Here is a 22,625-nt window from a genome sequence, read left to right as displayed (position 1 = left end):
CTCCGCTAAAGTCAGAATAAATCTTTGCCACACTGTAAATTCATGGGGGCATAACAACAACGCCCTGAAGGCTGATGCCCGTGGAATATCGATCCAGGTCACAGAATTACTTTATCGTTTCAGCACCTTTTGCAGCGATGCTGTTAGGCAGGCTGTGCAAACTACGTCTATGACACTGTATTAAGGAATAGAAAATGCTCCATCCGCGAGCCAGAACAATGCTCTTGCTATCAATGCCTGCGCTGCTGATTGGTGTAGCGTCCAGTCTGGTGCTGATTGCTGTGATGAAAGTTGCTTCCGTTTTACAGCAATTTTTGTGGGAACGTCTGCCCATAAGCATCGGTATTGCCCAGGATTCTCCATTCTGGATTATTGCTATGCTCACGCTTACCGGGGGCATGGTCGGGCTCATCATCCGCTACAGTCATGGTCATGCTGGCCCTGACCCAGCCTGCGAACCCTTAATCGGTATGCCCGTCTCGACGTCTGCGTTGCCAGGACTGCTGGCCGCCCTGATTGTTGGCCTCGCGGGTGGCGTCAGTTTGGGTCCAGAGCACCCCATCATGACCGTTAACATTGCGCTGGCAGTGGCGATTGGTAGCCGCATGTTTCCGCGAATTGCAAAGCTGGACTGGACCATCCTCGCCTCTGCTGGCACCATCGGGGCGCTATTTGGTACCCCGGTTGCCGCTGCGCTGGTCTTTTCGCAAACGCTGAACAGCTCCAACGATGCCCCCCTATGGGATCGTCTGTTCGCACCGTTAATGGCCGCCGCGGCAGGTTCACTCACCACCAGCCTGTTCTTTCATCCCCACTTTTCATTGCCTATCGCGCACTATACGCAGATGCATCTGGTCGATATCTTCAGCGGCGCGGTCGTTGCTGCCATTGCTATCGCGGCGGGGATGGTGGCCGTATGGTGCCTGCCTCGTTTGCACCATCTGATGCATCGCCTGAAACACCCGGTGCTGATCCTCGGTGTTGGAGGCTTTATCCTCGGTATTCTGGGTGTTATCGGGGGACCACTAACCCTGTTTAAGGGCCTGGATGAGATGCAACAAATGGCATTTAGCCAGACGCTGGGAGCCTCGGACTATTTCATGCTGGCGGTGATAAAGCTGGCAGCGCTGGTCGTGGCTGCAGCGAGTGGTTTTCGCGGTGGGCGGATTTTCCCCGCGGTATTCGTTGGCGTCGCGCTGGGGCTGATGCTGCACGCCCATGTCGAAGCCGTTCCTGCCGCGATTACGGTCTCCTGCGCCATTCTGGGATTGGTACTGGTCGTCACTCGTGATGCATGGCTGAGCCTGTTTATGGCGGCAGTGGTGGTGCCGGACACCACCCTACTACCGCTGTTGTGCATCGTTATGCTTCCGGCCTGGCTGCTATTAGCCGGAAAACCAATGATGATTGCTGACCGTCCCGATAAGTAGCTATCCCCCATTGCGGGATTCCAGCGCACGGGTCACCGTGCGCAAGAGTTCTGGAAGGTCAGCCTTCGGCAACACCACTTCTATCAACGAGAGGCGTTGCGGTTTTGCCAGACGAGCTAGAACCTCTTCCAGTTGGACAGCCTGCTTCACGCGCCAGCATTCCGCCTGACATTCACGACTTAACGCCTGTGGCACCAGCGTCCAGCTCCATCCGGCTATATCATTGTATCGTTGGTTCGCACCATGAATGGCACGTTCCACGGTATAACCGTCATTATTGAGCAGTAAAATAACTGGAGTTTGCCCGTCTCTCAGCATGGTTCCCAATTCCTGAATGGTGAGCTGTGCCGCACCATCGCCAATAATCAGGATCACCCTACGGTGCGGGAAGGCTGTTTGCGCCCCGAATGCAGCAGGCAAAGCGTAACCGATTGACCCCCACAGCGGCTGGACCAGTACCTCCGCCCCGGCAGGAAGTGACAGCGCAGCTGCGCCAAATGCTGCGGTGCCCTGATCGACAAGAATAATGTCGTTGGGGGCCAGATACTGTTGCATCGTATGCCAGAAATTTTCCTGCGTCAGAGGGCCTTTCTCAACCTGCAGACGCCCGGCATAAGGACGTTCAGGCGGCAGTGAAAACGACATTTCCAGGCACAGTTCCCGTAGCGTAGTAACCGCTTGTTCCATAGGGATGTTAAACCAGCTTCCCCCAACCCGCGACGCATGGGGTTGAACCTCAATAGTTCGCTCGAGAGGCAAGTTTTGCGTAAACCCGGCGGTCAGCGTGTCAACAAACCGGGTGCCGACGCAAATAATCGTACCGGCATCCTCTATCGCCTGGCGCACATAATCACTGCTCGCCCCCGCACTGTATGTGCCCACAAACGCAGGATGTCGTTCGTCAAACAATCCTTTGCCCATCAACAGCGTGGCATGAGCCATCGGCGTTTCCGTCATCCAGCGTTGTAAAACGGGCTGCAAGCCAAAGCGTAGCGCGAGAAAATCGGCTAATAGCGACACGCGCGAACTGTCCAGCAACTGCTCACGCGCATGATAGCGAAACGCAGCAGCTACACTACTTTCCGGCTCGCTCAAGGGAACAATGAGTATGTCACTCGGTGGTGTAGCAGGTTGCTTCGCAACATCAGCAGGTAGCATCAGGTAACCCGGTCGTCTTTCGGTTAACATCGCCTGCAACACGCGGTCAATTTCATAGCAGGCATTTTGTTCATCCAGCACTGCACTGGCGACCGTCACTGACTGTTGCATACGGTAGAAATGCTGAAAGTCACCGTCGCCGAGGGTGTGATGCATTAACTCGCCACGACGCTGAGCGCTGCGACATGGGGCCCCGACAATATGCAGGACAGGAACGTATTCCGCGTAACTTCCTGCAATACCATTAATTGCGCTTAACTCGCCCACACCAAAAGTGGTAAGCAGCGCTCCCGCTCCGGCTACCCGGGCATAGCCATCCGCGGCATACGCTGCATTCAATTCATTCGCACACCCGACCCAACGCACGCTTGAGTGGTCAATGACGTGGTCAAGAAACTGCAAATTGTAATCGCCCGGCACACCAAACAGATGGTCAATGCCACAGCCTGCCAGCCTGTCCAGCAGATAATCAGCAACGGAATACGGGGTTTGCATGACAGCTATCCTTCTGACGGTAACCTCATGTTGAGTATCGAAGAACTGCGATGACTGTCCAGGAATGTCGCTGCGAAGGAGGTGGAAAGCAGGATGTACAGTTTTGGCGATTTAAATTTCCTTGAAGAATCGATTGTGTAACCGTATACACTGAAAGGCACATATGTTCTGGAAGGAGGCGACATGGTTTATCAGGCTAACGAAAATCGCTATCACACAATGGAATACCGCCGCTGCGGTCAGAGTGGGCTCAAACTACCGATTGTCTCTCTGGGCCTGTGGCACAATTTTGGTGATACCACTCAGGTCGAAAACAGCCGGGCCTTATTACAGCACGCCTTCGATCTGGGGATCAGCCATTTTGATCTGGCGAATAATTACGGCCCGCCGCCGGGTTCGGCTGAACGCAACTTCGGTCGCATCCTGCAGGAAGATTTTTTATCGTACCGGGATGAACTGATAATCTCGACCAAAGCGGGCTATACCATGTGGGAAGGTCCCTACGGTGATTGGGGATCGCGCAAGTACCTGATTGCCAGCCTCGATCAAAGCCTGAAACGTATAGGGCTGGAGTATGTTGATATCTTCTATCATCACCGCCCCGATCCCCAAACACCGCTCAGAGAGACCATGAACGCGCTGGATCATATTGTGCGTCAGGGGAAAGCGTTGTACGTAGGACTCTCTAACTATCCGACTGATCTCGCCAGGCAGGCGATCGAAATACTCGATGATTTAGGGACGCCATGTCTCATCCACCAGCCGAAATATTCTATGTTTGAGCGCGAGGTTGAGAGGGGCCTGCTATCACTCTTGCAGGAAAAAGGGGTTGGCAGTATCGCCTTTTCCCCACTGGCTGGCGGGCAATTAACTGACCGTTATCTGAACGGTATTCCGGCGGATTCGCGGGCAGCGAGCGCCAGTCGTTTTCTCAACCCAGACCAGATCACCCCACAAAAACTGGAAAAAGTCCGTGCCCTTAATGCGCTGGCCGGGTGCCGGGGACAAAAACTGTCCCAGATGGCGTTAGCCTGGGTTCTCCGCGATGATAAGGTGACGTCAGTACTGATTGGCGCCAGCAAACCTGCGCAAATTGAAGATGCCGTTGGCATGCTGGCAAACCGTCATTTCTCTCCTGAAGAGTGTGCGGAGATCGACGCCATCCTGGGTTGATGGAAATAAAGACACATTTATTAACAAAAAGTGCGCTCTCTGACGATTTAAGAGTTAAGGCGATGAAACGGGGCTTTACTGCCCCGTAATATTGCGTTAACAGGCCGGCTACGGCTCGATCGTGAAGGAGAGAAAGAATGTTCAGGTCACTGATTCTGGCGGCTGTGTTATTGGCTTTTGCACCGCTGGCCGCAAACGCTGGCGAAATCACCCTGCTGCCGTCAATTAAATTACAAATTGGCGATCGCGATAACTACGGCAACTACTGGGACGGTGGGCGCTGGCGTGACCGGGATTACTGGCACCATAATTATGAATGGCGTAAAAATCGTTGGTGGCGTCATGACAACGGCTATCATCGCGGCTGGGATAAGCGCAAAGCTTATGAGCGTGGCTATCGTGAAGGCTGGAACGATCGCGATGACCATCGCGGGCGTGGACGTGGCCACGGGCACCGCCATTAATGTAACAAATCCCCATCATGCGGGGAGTACTGTTCACACAAATCATCGAGTTACTCAGGGCCTGTGTCTATACCCAGGCCCTTTTTGCATTACGCTTCGCCAATCGCCAGATGACGAGCAGTCACATCCGCTCCCCCCTGTTTTCCCGTAAATTTCCTGTTCATTTCACAAATTCGCAAAATCGGAAAAAAAAATTCCGATTTATCGTGTTTTTTTTGAACTTTGCGCGATAAATATTAACATTAATTTAATACTATAAAACCTGGGGTGAGCGCTAATGAAAAAACAAGAAAGACAAAAGGCCATTCGGGTTAAGTTAGTAACCGATAAAAAGGTTTATGTTAGCGAATTAGCAAAGGAATTGTCTGTCACAACTCGCACGATCCGTAATGACTTAAATGAATTAAGTCAGAATAGTCTTTTCTCGTTATTCCATGGTGGTGCACAATTAAAAAGCGCACCTGATGAATCATTATTTGAGCAGTCTTTCACCAACACAATATTGAATGGGTTCAAAAGCCACAAAGAAATCACATCGATTTCTGCTCATGCCAGGCAAAACAGCTATATTGATGATAGCATTTACATACTTGGTTCATTTAATATAGATATTGTTTCTGAAACGACGACATTTCCTCAGATTGGCCAGACTATCCGGGCGTCTGCAACCCGTTTTTATGCCGGAGGAAAAGGCACAAACCAGGCCGTTGCCGCGGCTAAAATCAATAATAATGTTCATCTTACCGTTAAGTTAGGAGCCGATGAGTTTTCAAAAAAAGCCAAAAGATATTTAACCAATACTGAAATTTCTTCTTTTTCTTTTTTTGAAAATGAAATGTCATCCACGGGCATTGCGATGGTATGGGTTTCAGGTGCCACGGGTGACAATATGATCAGTATCGATCTTGGAGCCAATGAAACATTTACCCAGGAAGATATTCTATTGGATATTGATACCATCCGTAATTGCAAAGTTTTTTTAACTCAGCTGGAGAATAATTTTCCGATCACACGCTTCGCTATCATGCAGGCAAAACTGGGAAAATCGCTGGTTGTCCTGAACCCGGCGCCTTATGTTTCAGAGATCAAAGAAATATTGCATTTAATTGACATTATTACGCCGAACAAAATTGAAGCTGAGGCGTTATCTGGTATCAACATTGTTGATATCTATTCGGCCAAAAATGCCGCCAGGAGCATTTATGTGCAAGGCGCAAAATGCGTCATTATCACGTTAGGTAGCGACGGTTGTCTGATCTTTGATGGCACAGTTTTCACTCATATTCCTGCCTATAAATCAGCCGTTGTCGATACCAGTGGAGCAGGCGATGCCTTTACCGGGGCACTGGCTGCATGCATTGCAAACGGTAAAGGACTCATCAATGCGGCGCAGTACGCTTCTGCGTTTGCCTCGTTGAAAGTTGAACGTAAAGGTGCATCAAACATGCCCAACAATTCACTCGTTTATCATCGTATGCAGTAGCTGTTTAGAGCATCATTCAGCCCCCTACACCTATAGGATAATTTCATGAAAAATAAAATGTTTTATCGTGTTATCGGTGCCACAGTCGGTTTAGCGCTTTCCGCCACTTTCACCGCCCCCGCTTTTGCCGCCGATACTCAGACGCATAAACCTAAAGTCGCGCTGGTGATGAAGTCACTGGCAAATGAGTTTTTCCTGACCATGGAAAACGGTGCAAAAGAGTATCAGAAAAAAAATGCCGACAAGTTTGATTTGATTTCTAACGGCATCAAAAACGAGACAGATACGGCAAATCAAATCCAGATCGTTGAACAAATGATTGTCTCGAAAGCCGATGCGATTATCATTGCGCCATCAGACTCGAAAGCCCTTGTACCGGTCATTAAGAAGGCAATTGATGCAGGTATTATTGTCATCAATATTGATAACAAATTTGATGACGGTGTACTTAAAGATAAAAATCTGAATATTCCTTTTGTTGGCCCGGATAACCAAAAAGGTGCAAAAGAAATTGGCGATTATTTAGCGAAACATCTTAAGGCCGGCGATCAGGTTGGCATTATTGAAGGCATCCCTACCTCCAGCAACTCTCAGCAACGTACTCTGGGCTTCCAAAATGCAATGGCGCAGGGCGGCATGAAAGTCGTTTCTGTTCAATCTGGCCAGTGGGAAATTAACAACGCCAATGCGGTCGCGGCGGCAATGTTAAGTGAGTATCCTGATATCAAAGCACTGTTAGCCGATAACGATAATATGGCATTAGGTGCCGTTTCCGCCATCCGCTCTGCCGGGAAAAAAGGACAGGTTCTGGTTGTCGGGTATGACAATATCGAAGCGATTAAGCCTATGTTAAATGACGGCCGTGTTTTAGCAACTGCGGACCAATTTGCCTCTCAACAAGCTGTATTTGGTATTGATGCCGCCCTTGATGCCTTAAAAAATGGCAAAAAACAGAGTGAGCTCTCCAGCAACGTAGAAACGCCAATAAAACTGATCGTCAAACAATAAGCGGAAAACAGTGCGCCGCTGTGGTACTGCCATCAGTTGAGTATCAGAGCGGCTTACCGGATAAGGCCAGAATATGAAAAGTGGGCAAGAAATCCTCTCAATACAGGGGGTAGGTAAAACCTACAGTGAACCTGTTCTGGTGGATGTGACGCTAGCATTATATCCAGGAAAAGTCCTGGCCCTGACGGGAGAAAACGGTGCCGGGAAAAGTACGTTATCAAAAATTATTGGCGGGTTAACCAACGCAACGACCGGGAAAATGGTTTATCAGGGGCAGCCTTACGCACCTGCGAGCCGAAAAGAGGCGGAAAAGCTGGGTGTTCGCATGGTTATGCAAGAACTCAATTTACTGCCTACGTTGTCGGTTGCAGAAAACTTATTTCTCGAACAACTTCCGCATCGATTCGGCTGGATCGATCGAAAAAAGCTAGCAGAAATGGCCCGTCCGGTGATGGCAATGGTTGGGCTGCAATCAGTCGATCCAAATACGCTGGTGGGCGAATTGGGTATTGGTCACCAACAGATGATCGAAATCGCCAGAAACCTGATTGGTGAAAGCCGGGTACTGATTCTGGATGAACCGACGGCCATGCTCAGTAGCCGTGAGGTCGAACTGCTGTTTAAACAAATAGCGCTCTTCAAAGCCCGAGGCGTTTCAATAATTTATATTTCTCACCGACTGGATGAGCTTGCGATGATTGCTGATGACATCGCGGTGCTACGTGATGGTCATTTGGTTTGCGTGGACGATATTAAACGCTATACCCGCGATCAACTTGTTTCGTTGATGGTCGGCCGCGATTTAGAAAGTTCATTTGATTTAAGTGGACGCCAGGCAGGTCAACCCATTCTGAAAGTGGAAAATTTTAAGCGTGGGAAAATCATTCGGGACACGTCGTTTACCTTGCACAGTGGCGAAGTGCTCGGCATTAGTGGCCTTGTTGGCTCTGGCAGAACAGAGCTGCTACGCGCTATTTTTGGCGCAGACAAAATAGACAGTGGCACATTACTGATTGGTACTCCACTTAAACCGGTGGTGATCCGTTCGCCTGCACAGGCTATCCGACACGGTATTGCATTAGTCACGGAGGATCGTAAAGGTGAAGGGCTTCTGTTACCACAGTCGGTTGCCGCAAATATCTCGTTGGGTAACAGTGACAAAATTAGCCATTTGTCGGTCGTTAACACATTGAGTGAAACCACATTAGCGAATAAACACATTAAAAGTTTAGGCGTTCGTACAACGAACACTTCACAGGCCGTGGAAAGCCTGTCAGGTGGTAATCAGCAGAAAGTTCTCATTAGCCGGTGGCTGGAACGAGACTGTGAAGTCGTCTTATTTGATGAGCCGACTCGCGGTATTGATGTGGGTGCCAAGCAAGATATTTATCAATTGCTGAATACGTTAACGGCTAAGGGAAAAGGCGTTGTTGTCGTTTCCAGTGACCTACGCGAACTGATGCTGGTTTGCGATCGTATTGCGGTCATTTCCGATGGCAAGTTAGTGAACACATTTACACGTGATAACTGGAGCCAGGATCGCATTTTAGCGGCTGCATTTTCAGCCTATCAGCATTCAGAAGAGACTGTCAGCGAGTAGCCGGGGATAAAAAATGAAAAACAATTTTGCGACAAAACAAACGGCAGCAGAGAAAAGAAATACACCGACGTCATGGAAAGGGCTAAGTAGCTATATCGGGTTGCTCGGGGCGTTAGCCGCAATGATCGTCCTATTTTCATGCCTCAGTTCTCATTTCTGGAGCATGAACACTTTCAGCACTATTGCGAATCAGATCCCCGATTTAATCGTCATGTCGGTGGGGATGACATTTATCTTAATCATTGCTGGCATCGATCTTTCCGTTGGATCGTTGCTGGCGCTTGCTGCTGCAGTCGTCAGCGTCACCTATTTAAATTTTCATTGGACGCCCTGGCTGGCCGCGCTTTCAGGCGTAGCACTCGCCACATTTGTTGGGGCGCTAACGGGCCTGATTACCGTTGCCTGGCGTATTCCGGCGTTTATCGTCTCACTGGGCGTACTGGAAATGGCCCGCGGAGCAGCGTATCAGTTAACTGACTCGCGCACCGCGTATCTCGGTTCTATTTATGATTATTTAGCCGACCCCATTCTCTTTGGCGTCTCCCCATCTTTTATTATCGCGATCGTTGTCATTGTTGCCGGGCATCTGGTGCTGACGCGAACCGTATTTGGCCGCCATTTGATCGGTATTGGCACCAATGAAGAAGCCGTTCGATTATCAGGTATAAATCCAGGTCCTTATAAGATCGCAGTCTTTGCCTTGATGGGGGGATTATCCGGTCTGGCGTCGCTGTTTCAGGTTGCCCGCCTTGAAGCCGCAGACCCCAATAGCGGCGTTGGCATGGAACTACAGGTGATTGCCGCAGTTGTGATTGGTGGCACGAGCCTGATGGGAGGACGTGGCTCTATTATCTGTACGTTTCTTGGCGCGTTGATTATTTCCGTTCTGGCTGCGGGACTGGCGCAAGTTGGCGCGAGCGAACCGACAAAACGTTTTATAACTGGAGCCGTGATAATCGTTGCAGTGGTACTTGATACATACCGTAGCCACTTAAATAAAAAATAATCATGAGGGTTACCCGGTTTGACCGGGTAACCACAACAGATGAAAGCCTTGCTACAATCCGAGCGCGGTCCCGACCAGCAGCCAGATATTCAGTGCCACGACCAGCACCACAATCACCCAACCAACCTGTTTCACCCAACGGCTATTAACTAAATCCCCCATCAGTTGGCTGTTGCTGGTAAAAATCAGTAGCGGTACCAGCGCCAGGGCGATACCAAAGCTGAGTAATACCTGACTCATCACCAGTATCCGGGTGGGATCAAGCCCCATTAAAATCACAATAAATGACGGCATCATGGTGACGCTACGGCGCACCCAGAGCGGGATATGAAAGCGGATAAACCCTTGCATAACCACCTGCCCCGCCAGCGTACCAACCACGGTAGAGGAAAGCCCGGCCGCCACCAGGCTTAAACCAAACACGGTTGCAGCAGCATGACTCAGCAGCGGTTCAAGCGTCAGATAGGCCTGGTCCAGGTCTGCGATACCGGTATGCCCGCTAAAGTGAAACGCGGCTGCTGCGGTCGCCATCATTGCCAGATTCACAAATCCGGCAATCGTCATAGCGATAGCCACATCCCATTTCGTCGCTGCGTAACGCTGTTGGCGCGTACCACCGTGCAAATGCTGGGTTAAGGAGGAGTGCAGATAAATGACGTGCGGCATGATGGTGGCACCAAGCACACCGGCCGCCAGGAACACCGCTTCAGAATTGGGCAGGCTCGGTATAACCATCCCTTTGCTAAGCTGCGCAAGGTTCGGTTGGGAAAAAATCAGCTCGACAATATATGCCGCTGCCACGAACAACAACAAACCGCCGATCACTTTTTCCAGGGGTTTCTGTCCGCGACGCTGCAGCATCAGAATTAAAAATGTCGCAATACCAGTGAGCACAGCCCCCTGCAGCAGCGAAACGCCAAGGATGAGTTTAAAGCCAATCGCAGCGCCAATAAATTCTGCAAGATCGGTCGCCATCGCAATAATTTCGGCCTGTACCCAGTAAAACCAAACTACTGGACGAGGATAGTGATCACGGATCTGTTCCGCCAGGTTTTTGCCGGTGGCAATACCAAGCTTGGCCGACAGCACCTGAATCAGCATCGCCATCAGGTTTGCCCAGACCACTACCCACAACAGTTTGTAGCCAAAGCTAGCCCCTGCCTGAATATTCGTAGCAAAGTTACCGGGATCGATATATCCGATTGCCGCGATGAACGCAGGTCCCATTAATGCGAGCTTCAACTTGCGCGCTGCCCGTCCACTGCTACTCTCAACGCGATCGCTAGTCATTTTAGTGCCTCAGAAACATAGCCTTTGCTATGTTTCAAGCTACGCTTATTGAGAATGATTATCAAATTCATTTTAATGGGTGAAGTTGATTTCTCTGATAGCGTTTGTCTATGGAACGGTAAGAAATTTAGAAATGCCGCTAAGATGTTTGATTATTGTTATGAGATTAGCACAGTGACATAACTTTTCACTTCCATACTAAACATAACGGAAGTGTATCACCGATCACTAATTTTGAATCTCGTCACAGGTCCTTATTATAGTGTGTGTTTGATCTCGTTTTCTTTACTGTTGTTACATAGAATGTGCACGAAAACTAAATCTGCCTCAAATTTGGAGCAAATATGGATCGTGTCCTTCACTTTGTCCTGGCCCTTGCCGTGGTTGCGGTACTCGCACTGCTGGTAAGCAGTGACCGTAAAAAAATCCGCATTCGTTATGTTATTCAATTGCTTGTTATCGAAGTGTTACTGGCATGGTTCTTCCTGAACTCTGATGTCGGCCTGGGCTTTGTAAGAGGCTTCTCCGAGATGTTTGAGAAACTGCTCGGATTCGCTAATGAAGGGACTAACTTTGTCTTCGGCAGCATGAACGATAAAGGCCTGGCATTCTTCTTCCTGAAAGTGCTGTGCCCTATCGTCTTTATCTCCGCCCTGATCGGTATTCTTCAGCATATCCGTGTGCTGCCGGTTATCATCCGCGCAATTGGCTTCCTGCTTTCCAAAGTGAACGGTATGGGCAAGCTGGAATCCTTCAACGCCGTCAGCTCTCTGATCCTGGGTCAGTCCGAGAACTTTATCGCCTATAAAGATATCCTCGGTAAAATGTCTCGCAACCGCATGTACACCATGGCAGCAACGGCGATGTCTACCGTTTCCATGTCTATCGTCGGCGCGTACATGACCATGCTGGAGCCGAAGTACGTTGTTGCGGCGCTGGTTCTGAACATGTTCAGCACCTTTATCGTTCTGTCACTGATCAACCCTTATACCGTTGATGCCAGCGAAGAAAATATTCAGATGTCCAATCTGCACGAAGGTCAGAGCTTCTTCGAAATGTTGGGTGAATACATTCTGGCAGGTTTCAAAGTTGCGATTATCGTTGCTGCAATGCTGATTGGTTTCATCGCGCTGATCGCTGCCCTGAACGCCCTGTTCGCTACCGTTACCGGTTGGTTTGGCTACAGCATTTCCTTCCAGGGCATCCTGGGTTACATCTTCTACCCGATTGCGTGGGTGATGGGTGTGCCGTCCAGCGAAGCGCTGCAGGTGGGCAGTATCATGGCAACCAAACTGGTTTCCAACGAATTCGTCGCAATGATGGACCTGCAGAAAATCGCCGCTACGCTCTCTCCGCGTGCTGAAGGCATTATCTCTGTGTTCCTGGTTTCCTTCGCGAACTTCTCTTCCATCGGTATCATTGCAGGTGCAATTAAAGGCCTGAACGAAGAGCAAGGTAACGTGGTTTCCCGCTTTGGTCTGAAACTGGTATACGGTTCTACGCTGGTCAGCGTACTGTCTGCTTCCATTGCAGCACTGGTGCTGTAAGACGACATCAATACAGCCGTTACCAAACCGGGGAGATTCTCCCCGGTTTTTTTATGTCTGTTATCCAGCAATCTAAGCAAATAAACGAGAAACGCAGGCAGGAACCAAATGCAAAAAACCCCCGCTTTTCAGCGAGGGTTTCAATTTTGGTGGAGCTAAGCGGGATCGAACCGCTGACCTCTTGCATGCCATGCAAGCGCTCTCCCAGCTGAGCTATAGCCCCACGATGCGTTTACGTACCAAATTCATTGGGATTAAATTTGGTGGAGCTAAGCGGGATCGAACCGCTGACCTCTTGCATGCCATGCAAGCGCTCTCCCAGCTGAGCTATAGCCCCGTCACGTAAAGCTTGTCGAGTTGACGGGCGGCATCATATGAATTCCCTTCGCGTGTGTCAACGGCAAAATTAACTCATAGAATTCAATCGCTGAAAAAGCAGGCAAATGAAGAACATTGCGCAACAACTCGCATTCAGTAGTTAAACGCGTCACGGTTTCTACTAAAATGGTGCTATAAAATGAGCCACTAATTAACCCCACGACCATTCAGGGAATCGTTATGTTCAAGGAACGGATGACGCCAGAAGAACTTGCTAATCTGACCGGATACAGCCGACAGACCATCAATAAATGGGTGCGCAAGGAAGGTTGGGCTACCTCACCCAAACCCGGTGTTCAGGGCGGTAAAGCCCGTCTGGTTCACGTTACCGAACAAGTTCGTGAATACATTCGCAGCGCTGAGCGTTCAGCGGAAGGCTTATCAGATAATTTATCTTTATCCGGTGACACCTCCATCGAAGCTCTACTGATAAGGCTCGCCAAAGAAATGACGCCATCAGAACAGAAAATGTTTACGTCGCTGATCCTACGTGAAGGCATTACGGGTTTGTTACAACGCTTAGGGATTCGCGACAACAAATAATATGAAAAAATTACGCAGTAAAATGACCACCGAAGAGCTGGCTGAATGCCTCGGGGTCGCCAAACAAACCGTCAATCGTTGGATCAGAGAGCAAAACTGGACAACCGAAAAGTTTCCCGGTGTTAAAGGTGGTCGCGCAAGGCTTATTCATATTGATGCCGGCGTCCGAGAGTTTCTTCTCAATATTCCAGCTTTTCGCAAGGTGCCGGAATTTTATCAGGCAGAAGAACCGCTTGCCGAGTATACACACGTGGTTCGCAGTCACGCCTGCCGTCAGATAATCAGCGCACTGGATAACATGTCGCCAACAGAACAGGAAAAGCTGGCGATGTATATATCGCGCGAAGGTATTCGCACTTTCCTGACCCGTCTGGGCATTGATGAGTCTGAATAAATGCCAAAAAAAACGGCAGGGTATGCGCCTGCCGTTTTATCATATCTTAACCCGTCTTACTGCTGACTTTCACGCTCAGCAATGAACGCGAGCGCCTTGTTAATACGTTCAATGCTGCGAGATTTACCAATCGCATGCACAGTAACGTCTAACGCCGGAGACTGACCCGCACCGGTTACGGCTACGCGCAGCGGCATCCCGACTTTACCCATCCCCACTTCCAGCTCATCTGCGGTTGCCTGAATCGCGTGGTGCACGTTTTCTGCCGTCCACTCGCTAATCGCAGCCAGTTTGTCGCGAACCACTTCCAGCGGCTGACGCGCAACCGGACGCAGGTGTTTTTTCGCGGCGTCAGCATCGAACTCAGCAAAGTCTTCGTAGAAGTAGCGGCAGCTCTGCGCCATCTCTTTCAGCGTTTTGCAGCGCTCACCCAGCAGCTTGACCAGCTCTGACAGCTGCGGCCCAACGCGGGTATCAATATTTTCCTGCTCAATGTGCCATTGCAGATGCGTCGCCACATATTCTGGCGCCAGCGCATTAATGTAGTGATGGTTCAGCCACTGCAGTTTTTCAGTGTTGAACGCACTCGCAGACTTGCTCACCGCCCCCAGAGAGAACAGTTTGATCATCTCTTCACGGGTGAAGATCTCCTGATCGCCGCTGGACCAACCCAGACGTACCAGATAGTTCAGCAGCGCTTCCGGCAGGTAGCCGTCGTCGCGATACTGCATAACGCTGACCGCACCGTGACGTTTGGAGAGTTTTTTGCCGTCGTCGCCGTTGATCATCGATACGTGAGCATAAACCGGGACCGGTGCGTTCAACGCTTTCAGGATGTTGATCTGACGCGGGGTGTTGTTGATATGGTCTTCACCACGAATAACGTGGGTGATTTCCATATCCCAGTCATCAACAACGACACAGAAGTTGTAGGTCGGGGAACCGTCGGTACGGCGGATGATCAGGTCGTCCAGCTCCTGGTTGCTGAATTCGATCGGCCCACGGATCTGGTCATCAAAAATAACGGAACCGTCCTGTGGGTTGGCAAAACGCACCACGCAAGGTTCATCAGCAGCGTGATGTTCGTGGCCGTGACGGCAGCGCCCGTCGTAACGCGGTTTCTCGCCATTGGCCATCTGCTCTTCGCGCAGCGCGTCCAGACGCTCTTTGGAGCAGTAGCATTTATACGCGGTACCCGCTTCCAGCATCTCATCAATCACCGCATTGTAGCGATCAAAACGTTTGGTCTGAAAGTATGGGCCTTCATCCCATTCCAGATTCAGCCAGTTCATGCCATCCATAATGGCTTCAATAGCTTCCGGAGTGGAGCGTTCGAGATCGGTGTCTTCAATACGCAGCACAAACTCACCGCCATGGTTGCGTGCAAAAAGCCAGGAATAAAGAGCAGTACGCGCACCGCCGACGTGCAGGTAGCCTGTCGGGCTTGGCGCGAAGCGAGTTTTGATTTTCATGAAATGGCCTTACGTTTATAAAGATGCCGACAACCGGCAAATCCTGGGAAGATTATCAGGCTGGTATTCTATCACCGTGGTCTGATTCCTCAATGTTGTTCAGGCTGGAACATCACGCTTTGCCATTTTCGTATACAAATCATGCGGCATGGATTGTTTTGCGATCGTTTTGCTTAAATTTACGACGAACGAACAATTTCTTTAGAAAATGCGTTGACTCATTTTCAACTCTCCCTATAATGCGACTCCACACAGCGGGGGTGATTAGCTCAGCTGGGAGAGCACCTCCCTTACAAGGAGGGGGTCGGCGGTTCGATCCCGTCATCACCCACCACTTCGGGTCGTTAGCTCAGTTGGTAGAGCAGTTGACTTTTAATCAATTGGTCGCAGGTTCGAATCCTGCACGACCCACCAATGTAAAAAAGCGCCCTAAAGGCGCTTTTTTGCTATCTGCAATTTGTAAGATTCGAACCTGCCGCAGGTTCGGTGTTGAGCGCAGCGAAACAACGGAGCCGTTTACGGCGACGGCCCGAGGGGCGAGCAAAGCGAGTCATCCTGCACGACCCACCAATGCAAAAAAGGGCGCTGGCGGCGCTTTTTTGCTATCTGCGATTTATACAAATCATGTTGTTAATGCTGTAACCAGTCTATTCAACGCCGGTGTAGCCTGCTGCTGCTCATAGACAATATACAAATCTGCCGGAATACGTTCCTCTAATGGCCGGAATACCACGCCAGGCCAGTTCATTTGCGCATAACCATCAGCCATCAGCGTAATGCCAATCCCCATACTGATCATCGCCAGCACCGTCTGCGGTTCGACCACTTCACGTGCTATCATCGGTGAAAATCCAGCCTGCTGACAAATTCGCTGTAAAAAAGCCCAATCTGAATGCACGGAAGGTAATGTGACAAAATATTCATTGCGCAGCGCCGCCAGTGGCACAGCCTGACATGCAGCCAGGTGATGCTCTTGTGGCACTGCGACTAAAAATGACGATTCGTGCAAACGCAGGCTGGCAAACCCCTCGGAGGGTTCAATCGCCATTCGCCAAATCCCGGCATCAAGTTCCCGACGCTCTAACAGCGCCATCTGCATACCTGGAGATTTCTCGCGAAACAGTACCTCAACATTGGGGTTTGCTTTCAAAAAATGGTGCATTGCAGGGCGCATTCTGCCCCACAGCGCCGTACCGACTACGCCGAGTTCAATGCGCCCAGCTTCACCGCGACCAATCTGCTCCACCCGCGCCAGCGCTTGATTTGCACTGGCCAGCAAACGGCGCGACTCCTCCATCAAAACTTTCCCCGCATGGGTTAACGCCACGCTGCGAGAATGGCGAATAAAAAGCAATGTACCCAGTTGGTTTTCCAGTTCCTTAATGTGAACACTAAGCGGTGGCTGAGACATATTCAGACGCGCTGCAGCGCGCCCAAAATGGAGTTCTTCCGCTACGGCAAGAAAATAACGTAACAACTTAAGGTCTGTTCGATATACACGTTCTATGGTTAAGCACTCCGCAGCGGTGATAAGGGTCCATCACGTTATCATGGCATAAAGTACTTCACCACCAGATAACCTATATACATAAATACAATTGATAATATTCCCGGTAATACATTTGGAGCAGGAATAGGTAATCGTAATAATGTAAAAATGGCCCCAATGCCAAAACCAACACCCGAAGAGAAAAATATTTCTTTCACGCACTATCCTTTATAATTTAAAGCAGCCCTGACAACCAGAGCTGCTAATCCTTTTTAATGTGCAACCGCACGATTCGCTATTTTATCCGGGTCATGTTTGTATCTAAACCCGAAGAAAAATAGCACAGCGAGAAATAATGCATACCCCGCAAATACCAGCCAGATAGTTTGCCAATCCTTGACGCCATCGACAGAAAAATAGTCCACCGCCATCCCGCTCAGGATTGACCCCACCCACGCACCAACGCCGTTTACCATGGTCATAAACAGCCCCTGAGCGCTGGCGCGAATGCTGGAGTCCACTTCCTGCTCAACAAACACTGACCCCGAGATATTGAAAAAGTCAAATGCACAACCGTAGACAATCATCGACATAAGCAGCAGGATGAAACCGATTGGTGACGGGTCGCCAAAAGCAAAGAAACCAAAGCGCAGCGTCCATGCCAGCATGCTCATCAGCATCACCGTTTTAATACCAAACCGCTTCAGGAAGAACGGGATGGTAAGAATAAATCCGACCTCAGCCATTTGCGAAACGGACAGTAAAATAGACGGATATTTCACCACAAAGCTGTTGGCAAACTCAGGGTTACGGGCAAAATCATGTAAGAACGGATTGCCAAAGACGTTGGTGATTTGCAATACCGCGCCCAGCATCATGGCAAAGAGAAAGAAAATGGCCATACGCGGATTTTTAAATAATACAAACGCATCCAGCCCGAGTTTACTGGCAAGCGTTGCAGTGGCTTTTTTCTCTGCTACCGGAATTTTTGGTAACGTCAACGCATAACCCGCCAGCACTAACGAGGCCCCGGAGGCAATATAAAGTTGCAGGTTACTCAGCTCAAGATGCAGCAGACTGACCGACCACATAGCAATGATAAAGCCTATCGTGCCAAACACGCGGATGGGGGGAAAACGAGTCACCGGGTCAAGACCCGCCTGCGCGAGGCAGGAGTAAGAGACGCTATTGGATAAGGCAATGGTTGGCATAAAGGCCATCGCATTGATAAGCATCACCCAAAACATCATATCGGCGTCGGTGACCGAGGCGGAGTAGAAAAGTACGCCAGCACAAACCAAATGGCAGAGCATATAAGCGCGCTCCGCTCTGAGCCATTTATCAGCAATAATCCCCATAATACCGGGCATAATAATCGCCGCGATACCTTTGGAGCTATACACCATACCAACGTCTGCACCGGTAAAACTCAGGGTATTAATCATGTAAGATCCGAGGGTCGTCAGCCAACTTCCCCAGATAAAATATTGCAAAAAGGACATTACCTTTAAGCGAGAAGTGATGCTCATCATCGTTTCCTTATCGCATCAATAGACCTCATCTCCGAGGTCTTTTATGTTGTTTTTATCAGGCAATTTTGCGCAGAAAGCCGCAAATAAGATTGATAAAGTTCTGTCGCGAAAGTTCCGCCGCAGCCAGCGTTTGCGCATGGGAGAGTTTTACATCGCCCAGTCCTTCCGCCAGGTTGGTAATCGCGGATACGGCAACGACTTTAAGACCGCAATGACGAGCAGTTATCACTTCCGGCACAACGGACATCCCTACCACGTCGCCACCAATAATCTGCATCATGCGAATTTCTGCCGCCGTTTCAAAATTTGGCCCCGGATAAGAGACAAATACGCCTTCGCTCAGCGGGAAACCTTCTTCTGCGGCAACGGTTTGCAGGATTGCACGATAGTCAGCATCATAGGCATTCGCCAGCGAAAAGAATCGCTCGCCAAAACGATCATCATTCGCACCTACCATCGGCGTACCTGGCATGGTGTTGATATGATCGTGTAACGCCACCAGACTCCCCGGACCGACTTCTGGACGCAAAGACCCCGCCGCATTGGTGCAGAACAGCACTTCACAACCCAGCAATTTTAAAGTACGAATCGCGTCGGTCATGATGGTCATACCCCGGCCTTCATAGAAATGACCACGACCTTTCATGCAGGCAACAGGCACACCGGCCAGATGACCGAGCACCAGCTCTCCTGCGTGTCCGTGGACGGTGCTGACAGGAAAGCCAGGTAGTTTTTCATAGGAAATGGCGACCGCATTCTCAATTTGCTCCGCCAGCGCACCAAGCCCGGAACCTAAAATAAACGCCACCCGAGGGGTAAAACCCGGTTTGTACGCGCGAATAATATCAACACAATACTCAGGATTATGAGAAAAGAGAGCGTGAGGCATAAATATCCTTTTTCTATCAGGTTAAATTTGACTCCTTTTTATAACGACGTTCACACCATGCTGACCAATACACTTTTCGTACCTTATCAATAGTCATTCGATATCGGTGGATTTAGATCCATCCTGTATTAATACCCGGACAAAACAGTATTGGTGGTTGTTTGTTTTCCGCATTAACAATATGCCGATTTTATTCTTATAAATTACTCACTTGTTCGTTAAACCATTAATAAAAATCGGCATAGGAAAATATGCGATGAAAAAACAGCTTCTCACTCTGGCACTCTCTTCTTTACTCATTATTCCCGCACTATCCCATGCGGAATTTAAAGGCGGATTCGCCGATATTGGCCTGCATTACCTCGACTGGACCTCAGAGACTACAGAAAAAACCAGTAAAAAATCACACAAAGATGATTTTGGTTATCTGGAACTTGAAGGCGGTGCAAACTTTAGCTGGGGGGAAATGTACGGATTCTTCGACTGGGAGAATTTCTACAATGCTCGTCACGCAAAACCCGGTAGCGAACAACGCTACACCTTCAAAAATACCAACCGTATCTATCTGGGGGATACGGGGCTAAACCTCTATCTCCATGCCTACGGAACTTACGGCTCACCGAATCGCGCTAACTTTCATGATGATATGTTTCTCTATGGTTTGGGCTATAACTTCACAGGTAACGGCTACTGGTTTAAACCCTTCTTTGCCAAGCGCTATACCGACCAGACCTATTACACAGGGGATAACGGTTATGTGATGGGTTGGGTGGCTGGATATAGCTTCTTGCTGGGCAGTGAGAAATTCAGTGTGACGAACTGGAATGAGTACGAATTTGATCGCGATGCAACCTACGCCGCAGGTAATGGTGGTAAAGACGGCATTAATGGCGCGGTCGCATTCTGGTGGAACGCCACCCCGCATCTGACCGCCGGCATTCAATACCGCTACGCCGATAATAAACTGGGGGAATCCTTCTTGCAGGACGGTATTATTTACTCCATCAAATACCTGTTTTAACGCATTACATCAGCCAGATAGTTAGATTTGATACAACGGATCGCGGGCACGACCAGCGGTTAATTCACTGGCCTGCATGCGCACCACGTCCCACAGCGCCTGAGCAGCGGTTGATAAAGAGCGGTTCTTACGTCGAGCCAGCATCAGTTGTCGTTCCACAACCGGCGTCAGGCGCTTAACCTGCAAGTGGCTACCCTGCGGTAAGGGGAGCGCCAGTGCGGGTAACACGCTGATGCCAATCCCCGCTTCAACCATCGGGAACAGCGTGGCGGGATGACCAATCTCCTGAACAATATTGGCATCAATGGAAAAATGGGCCAACGCTGCATCGATCAGCGGTCGGCTACCGGAGGCATAATCCTGCAAAACCAGGCGCTCATGCTGCAGATCCTGCCAGTTAATCCATTCCCGATGAGCGAGCGGGTGATCCTGACGACACAACAACAAAAACGGCTCCGATAGCACCGCTTCACACTGCAGATCGGTCACGGCTCCCGGGTCAATCACAATGCCAAAATCCACCTCTCCCTGACGAATACTCTCCAGTACCCATTGTTGTGGCCTGTCGTGCAGGACAAAATCGATTGCCGGATAAAGCTGGTTGCTCTGCGCAATACACTGCGGAATGAGATGCGCGGAAATCGTCTGGCTGGCAGCCACACGCACCGTACCGGTTAACTGCGTACCAACCTGACCGGCTTCACGCAGCGTACCGTGCAGTTCATCCAGAATGCGTTCCAGCCGTGCCGCCAGTTGCTGTCCGGCTTCCGTCAGTACCACCTCGCGCGTTGTACGATCCAGTAACCGGACCCCGTCTGCCCTTCCAGCTCTTTTACACTATGACTAACCGCCGACTGGCTTAAGCCGATGATATCCCCCGCCCGGCTAAAACTTTTGGCCTGAGCGACGGTGACAAAGATGCGTAATTGGCGCAAAGAATAATTCATCGATTCGATTCATATATAGATGCAATAAATCAATTTTATTTCTCAAATGGAAAAACGCAAAATGTGAGTACCGAATTTCAGGAGCTTTTATGAAACTTTTTCGTATCCTTGATCCGTTCACGATTACGCTGATTACCGTCGTTTTGCTGGCGTCATTTTTCCCGGCCGAGGGCGGCTTTGTTCCTTTCTTTGAAGGACTAACCACCGCCGCTATTGCGCTGCTCTTTTTTATGCACGGCGCAAAGCTCTCGCGTGAGGCAATTATTGCCGGCGGTAGCCACTGGCGTTTACATCTGTGGGTCATGTGCAGCACCTTTGTGGTCTTCCCCGTGCTGGGCGTCCTGTTTGCCTGGTGGGCACCGGTCAACGTTGATCCGATGCTCTACACGGGTTTCTTGTACCTGTGCATTTTGCCTGCCACGGTGCAATCGGCAATTGCCTTTACGTCACTGGCGGGCGGTAACGTTGCCGCCGCCGTGTGCTCCGCTTCGGCCTCCAGCCTGTTGGGTATTTTCCTCTCGCCGCTGTTGGTCGGACTGGTGATGAATATGCATGGTGCAGAGGGCAGCCTGGAGCAGGTAGGGAAAATCATGCTGCAACTGCTGCTGCCGTTCGTACTCGGGCATCTTTCACGTCCATGGATTGGCGACTGGGTATCGCGCCATAAAAAATGGATCGCCAAAACGGACCAGTCATCCATTCTGCTGGTGGTTTACTCCGCTTTCAGTGAGGCGGTCGTGAACGGGATCTGGCACAAAGTTGGGGTCGGTTCACTGCTGTTTATTGTGATTGTGAGCCTTGTATTACTGGCCATCGTAATTGGTATCAACGTCTTTGTTGCGCGCAAATGCGGCTTCAACACAGCCGATGAAATTACCATTGTCTTCTGTGGGTCGAAAAAGAGCCTGGCGAACGGGATCCCCATGGCCAATATTCTGTTCCCGACTTCGGTGATTGGTATGATGGTGCTGCCGTTGATGATCTTCCATCAAATTCAGCTGATGGTCTGTGCGGTTCTGGCGCGTCGTTATAAGCGCCAGACGGACGCATTACAGGCGGCGCAGCAGAATACCCGCGCCGCGAAGGCTTAAAGCGGGCGTTTCAGGGGCTGTACCAACTGTGTCAGCCCCTCGGTTTTAATCAGCAGCGTGATTTGCATTAGCTCACCCAGTTTGCCCGGTGGAAATTCATCTTTACGGGCAAACCACAGCAGATACTCTTCCGGCACGTCAATCAGCCGACGCCCCTTATATTTTCCAAAAGGCATCACGGTATTGGCGATTTCAACCAGCTGCTCTTTTTCCAT

Annotated in this window: 21 protein-coding genes, 4 tRNA genes, 1 other RNA gene and 1 pseudogene; 15 read left to right on the top strand and 12 right to left on the bottom strand. The window is 50.0% G+C overall.

Annotated features, from left to right (window positions below):
- The first annotated feature begins 194 nt into the window (after positions 1 to 194).
- Positions 195 to 1,430 carry an ion channel protein gene (locus tag OGX91_RS19540; RefSeq protein WP_005122370.1) on the top strand — a complete coding sequence of 412 codons (1,236 nt, stop codon included), beginning with the start codon at positions 195 to 197 and terminating at the stop codon, positions 1,428 to 1,430.
- Here OGX91_RS19540 and OGX91_RS19535 read toward each other — a convergent pair whose 3' ends face one another.
- Entirely contained in the window at positions 1,431 to 3,083 is a 1,653-nt protein-coding gene (locus tag OGX91_RS19535; protein ID WP_040231445.1) for an alpha-keto acid decarboxylase family protein, read from the bottom strand.
- Positions 3,084 to 3,266: 183 nt separating this feature from the next.
- Here OGX91_RS19535 and mgrA point away from each other — a divergent pair, with 183 nt between their 5' ends.
- From mgrA to OGX91_RS19505, 6 genes are all read left to right on the top strand, one after another.
- Complete coding sequence (mgrA, locus tag OGX91_RS19530; protein ID WP_149691439.1) at positions 3,267 to 4,256, top strand: L-glyceraldehyde 3-phosphate reductase; 990 nt, start codon at positions 3,267 to 3,269, stop codon at positions 4,254 to 4,256.
- A 137-nt stretch (positions 4,257 to 4,393) separates the two neighbouring features.
- The gene (ypeC, locus tag OGX91_RS19525; protein WP_005122377.1) at positions 4,394 to 4,720 is read left to right on the top strand and encodes a DUF2502 domain-containing protein YpeC; all 327 of its coding nucleotides are present in this window, start codon (positions 4,394 to 4,396) and stop codon (positions 4,718 to 4,720) included.
- 277 nt (positions 4,721 to 4,997) lie between these two features.
- Positions 4,998 to 6,203, top strand: a complete 1,206-nt coding sequence (locus OGX91_RS19520) for a PfkB family carbohydrate kinase (protein WP_040231447.1) — start codon at positions 4,998 to 5,000, stop codon at positions 6,201 to 6,203.
- A 45-nt stretch (positions 6,204 to 6,248) separates the two neighbouring features.
- Positions 6,249 to 7,211, top strand: coding sequence for a sugar ABC transporter substrate-binding protein (locus tag OGX91_RS19515; protein WP_149691438.1), 963 nt, complete (start codon positions 6,249 to 6,251; stop codon positions 7,209 to 7,211).
- Positions 7,212 to 7,284: 73 nt separating this feature from the next.
- On the top strand, positions 7,285 to 8,811 hold the full coding sequence (locus tag OGX91_RS19510; RefSeq protein ID WP_005130000.1) for a sugar ABC transporter ATP-binding protein: 1,527 nt from the start codon (positions 7,285 to 7,287) through the stop codon (positions 8,809 to 8,811).
- Positions 8,812 to 8,824: 13 nt separating this feature from the next.
- Positions 8,825 to 9,817, top strand: coding sequence for an ABC transporter permease (locus OGX91_RS19505; RefSeq protein WP_040231452.1), 993 nt, complete (start codon positions 8,825 to 8,827; stop codon positions 9,815 to 9,817).
- A gap of 51 nt (positions 9,818 to 9,868) precedes the next feature.
- Here the strand turns inward: OGX91_RS19505 and OGX91_RS19500 are convergent, their stop codons facing one another.
- Positions 9,869 to 11,107: an Nramp family divalent metal transporter gene (locus OGX91_RS19500; RefSeq protein WP_286627212.1), complete on the bottom strand. Its 1,239-nt coding sequence runs from the start codon at positions 11,105 to 11,107 to the stop codon at positions 9,869 to 9,871.
- Positions 11,104 to 11,178: a hypothetical protein gene (locus tag OGX91_RS24230; RefSeq protein WP_420808581.1), complete on the bottom strand. Its 75-nt coding sequence runs from the start codon at positions 11,176 to 11,178 to the stop codon at positions 11,104 to 11,106. The genes OGX91_RS19500 and OGX91_RS24230 overlap by 4 nt, the downstream gene beginning before the upstream one ends.
- 273 nt (positions 11,179 to 11,451) lie before the next feature.
- Here OGX91_RS24230 and nupC point away from each other — a divergent pair, with 273 nt between their 5' ends.
- The gene (nupC, locus tag OGX91_RS19495) at positions 11,452 to 12,654 is read left to right on the top strand and encodes a nucleoside permease NupC (protein ID WP_040231453.1); all 1,203 of its coding nucleotides are present in this window, start codon (positions 11,452 to 11,454) and stop codon (positions 12,652 to 12,654) included.
- Between the two features lie 147 nt (positions 12,655 to 12,801).
- Here the strand turns inward: nupC and OGX91_RS19490 are convergent.
- Together OGX91_RS19490 and OGX91_RS19485 are read right to left on the bottom strand one after the other, a co-directional pair.
- Positions 12,802 to 12,877 (bottom strand) — tRNA-Ala (locus tag OGX91_RS19490).
- Between the two features lie 38 nt (positions 12,878 to 12,915).
- A tRNA-Ala gene (locus OGX91_RS19485) sits at positions 12,916 to 12,991 on the bottom strand.
- A gap of 221 nt (positions 12,992 to 13,212) precedes the next feature.
- Between OGX91_RS19485 and OGX91_RS19480 the strand changes: the two genes are divergently transcribed.
- A complete protein-coding gene (locus tag OGX91_RS19480; protein WP_003028277.1) occupies positions 13,213 to 13,575 on the top strand; it encodes a YfeC-like transcriptional regulator in 363 nt (120 codons plus the stop codon).
- 1 nt (position 13,576) lies between these two features.
- The gene (locus OGX91_RS19475) at positions 13,577 to 13,969 is read left to right on the top strand and encodes a MerR family transcriptional regulator (RefSeq protein WP_005130008.1); all 393 of its coding nucleotides are present in this window, start codon (positions 13,577 to 13,579) and stop codon (positions 13,967 to 13,969) included.
- 56 nt (positions 13,970 to 14,025) lie between these two features.
- Here OGX91_RS19475 and gltX read toward each other — a convergent pair whose 3' ends face one another.
- Positions 14,026 to 15,441 carry a glutamate--tRNA ligase gene (gene gltX, locus OGX91_RS19470; protein ID WP_005130009.1) on the bottom strand — a complete coding sequence of 472 codons (1,416 nt, stop codon included), beginning with the start codon at positions 15,439 to 15,441 and terminating at the stop codon, positions 14,026 to 14,028.
- Between the two features lie 258 nt (positions 15,442 to 15,699).
- Between gltX and OGX91_RS19465 the strand changes: the two genes are divergently transcribed.
- The 3 genes from OGX91_RS19465 (at position 15,700) to OGX91_RS19455 (ending at position 16,011) form a co-directional block, all read left to right on the top strand.
- Positions 15,700 to 15,775, top strand: a tRNA-Val gene (locus OGX91_RS19465).
- Between the two features lie 4 nt (positions 15,776 to 15,779).
- Positions 15,780 to 15,855 (top strand) — tRNA-Lys (locus OGX91_RS19460).
- A gap of 29 nt (positions 15,856 to 15,884) precedes the next feature.
- A non-coding RNA gene (locus OGX91_RS19455) (RtT sRNA) lies at positions 15,885 to 16,011 on the top strand.
- A 52-nt stretch (positions 16,012 to 16,063) separates the two neighbouring features.
- Here OGX91_RS19455 and OGX91_RS19450 read toward each other — a convergent pair.
- From OGX91_RS19450 to xapA, 4 genes are read right to left on the bottom strand one after another with little or no spacing between them, the layout of a single operon-like run.
- A complete protein-coding gene (locus OGX91_RS19450; protein ID WP_040231456.1) occupies positions 16,064 to 16,948 on the bottom strand; it encodes a LysR family transcriptional regulator in 885 nt (294 codons plus the stop codon).
- 41 nt (positions 16,949 to 16,989) lie between these two features.
- Complete coding sequence (locus OGX91_RS19445) at positions 16,990 to 17,148, bottom strand: XapX domain-containing protein (protein ID WP_005121292.1); 159 nt, start codon at positions 17,146 to 17,148, stop codon at positions 16,990 to 16,992.
- Between the two features lie 54 nt (positions 17,149 to 17,202).
- Complete coding sequence (locus tag OGX91_RS19440) at positions 17,203 to 18,459, bottom strand: nucleoside permease (protein WP_155021437.1); 1,257 nt, start codon at positions 18,457 to 18,459, stop codon at positions 17,203 to 17,205.
- Between the two features lie 58 nt (positions 18,460 to 18,517).
- Positions 18,518 to 19,351 (bottom strand): xanthosine phosphorylase, encoded by an 834-nt coding sequence (gene xapA / locus OGX91_RS19435; RefSeq protein ID WP_199946834.1) that lies wholly within the window; start codon positions 19,349 to 19,351, stop codon positions 18,518 to 18,520.
- 256 nt (positions 19,352 to 19,607) lie between these two features.
- Here xapA and OGX91_RS19430 point away from each other — a divergent pair, with 256 nt between their 5' ends.
- Positions 19,608 to 20,372: a nucleoside-specific channel-forming Tsx family protein gene (locus tag OGX91_RS19430; RefSeq protein WP_005121288.1), complete on the top strand. Its 765-nt coding sequence runs from the start codon at positions 19,608 to 19,610 to the stop codon at positions 20,370 to 20,372.
- Positions 20,373 to 20,393: 21 nt separating this feature from the next.
- On the opposite strand, the pseudogene OGX91_RS19425 reads toward OGX91_RS19430, so the two are convergent.
- Positions 20,394 to 21,319: pseudogene (locus OGX91_RS19425) on the bottom strand (LysR family transcriptional regulator).
- An 89-nt stretch (positions 21,320 to 21,408) separates the two neighbouring features.
- Here OGX91_RS19425 and OGX91_RS19420 point away from each other — a divergent pair.
- Positions 21,409 to 22,410 carry a bile acid:sodium symporter family protein gene (locus OGX91_RS19420; protein ID WP_005121286.1) on the top strand — a complete coding sequence of 334 codons (1,002 nt, stop codon included), beginning with the start codon at positions 21,409 to 21,411 and terminating at the stop codon, positions 22,408 to 22,410.
- Here the strand turns inward: OGX91_RS19420 and OGX91_RS19415 are convergent.
- Positions 22,407 to 22,625, bottom strand: a complete 219-nt coding sequence (locus tag OGX91_RS19415) for a DUF3820 family protein (RefSeq protein WP_003038102.1) — start codon at positions 22,623 to 22,625, stop codon at positions 22,407 to 22,409. The genes OGX91_RS19420 and OGX91_RS19415 overlap by 4 nt on opposite strands.

The organism is Citrobacter sp. Cpa228 (genome assembly GCF_030333085.1).
In the GTDB taxonomy this organism is placed as follows: domain Bacteria; phylum Pseudomonadota; class Gammaproteobacteria; order Enterobacterales; family Enterobacteriaceae; genus Citrobacter; species Citrobacter pasteurii.
The sequence above is the reverse complement of the archived record's forward strand: the minus strand, read 5'-3'. Positions and strand labels throughout refer to the sequence as shown.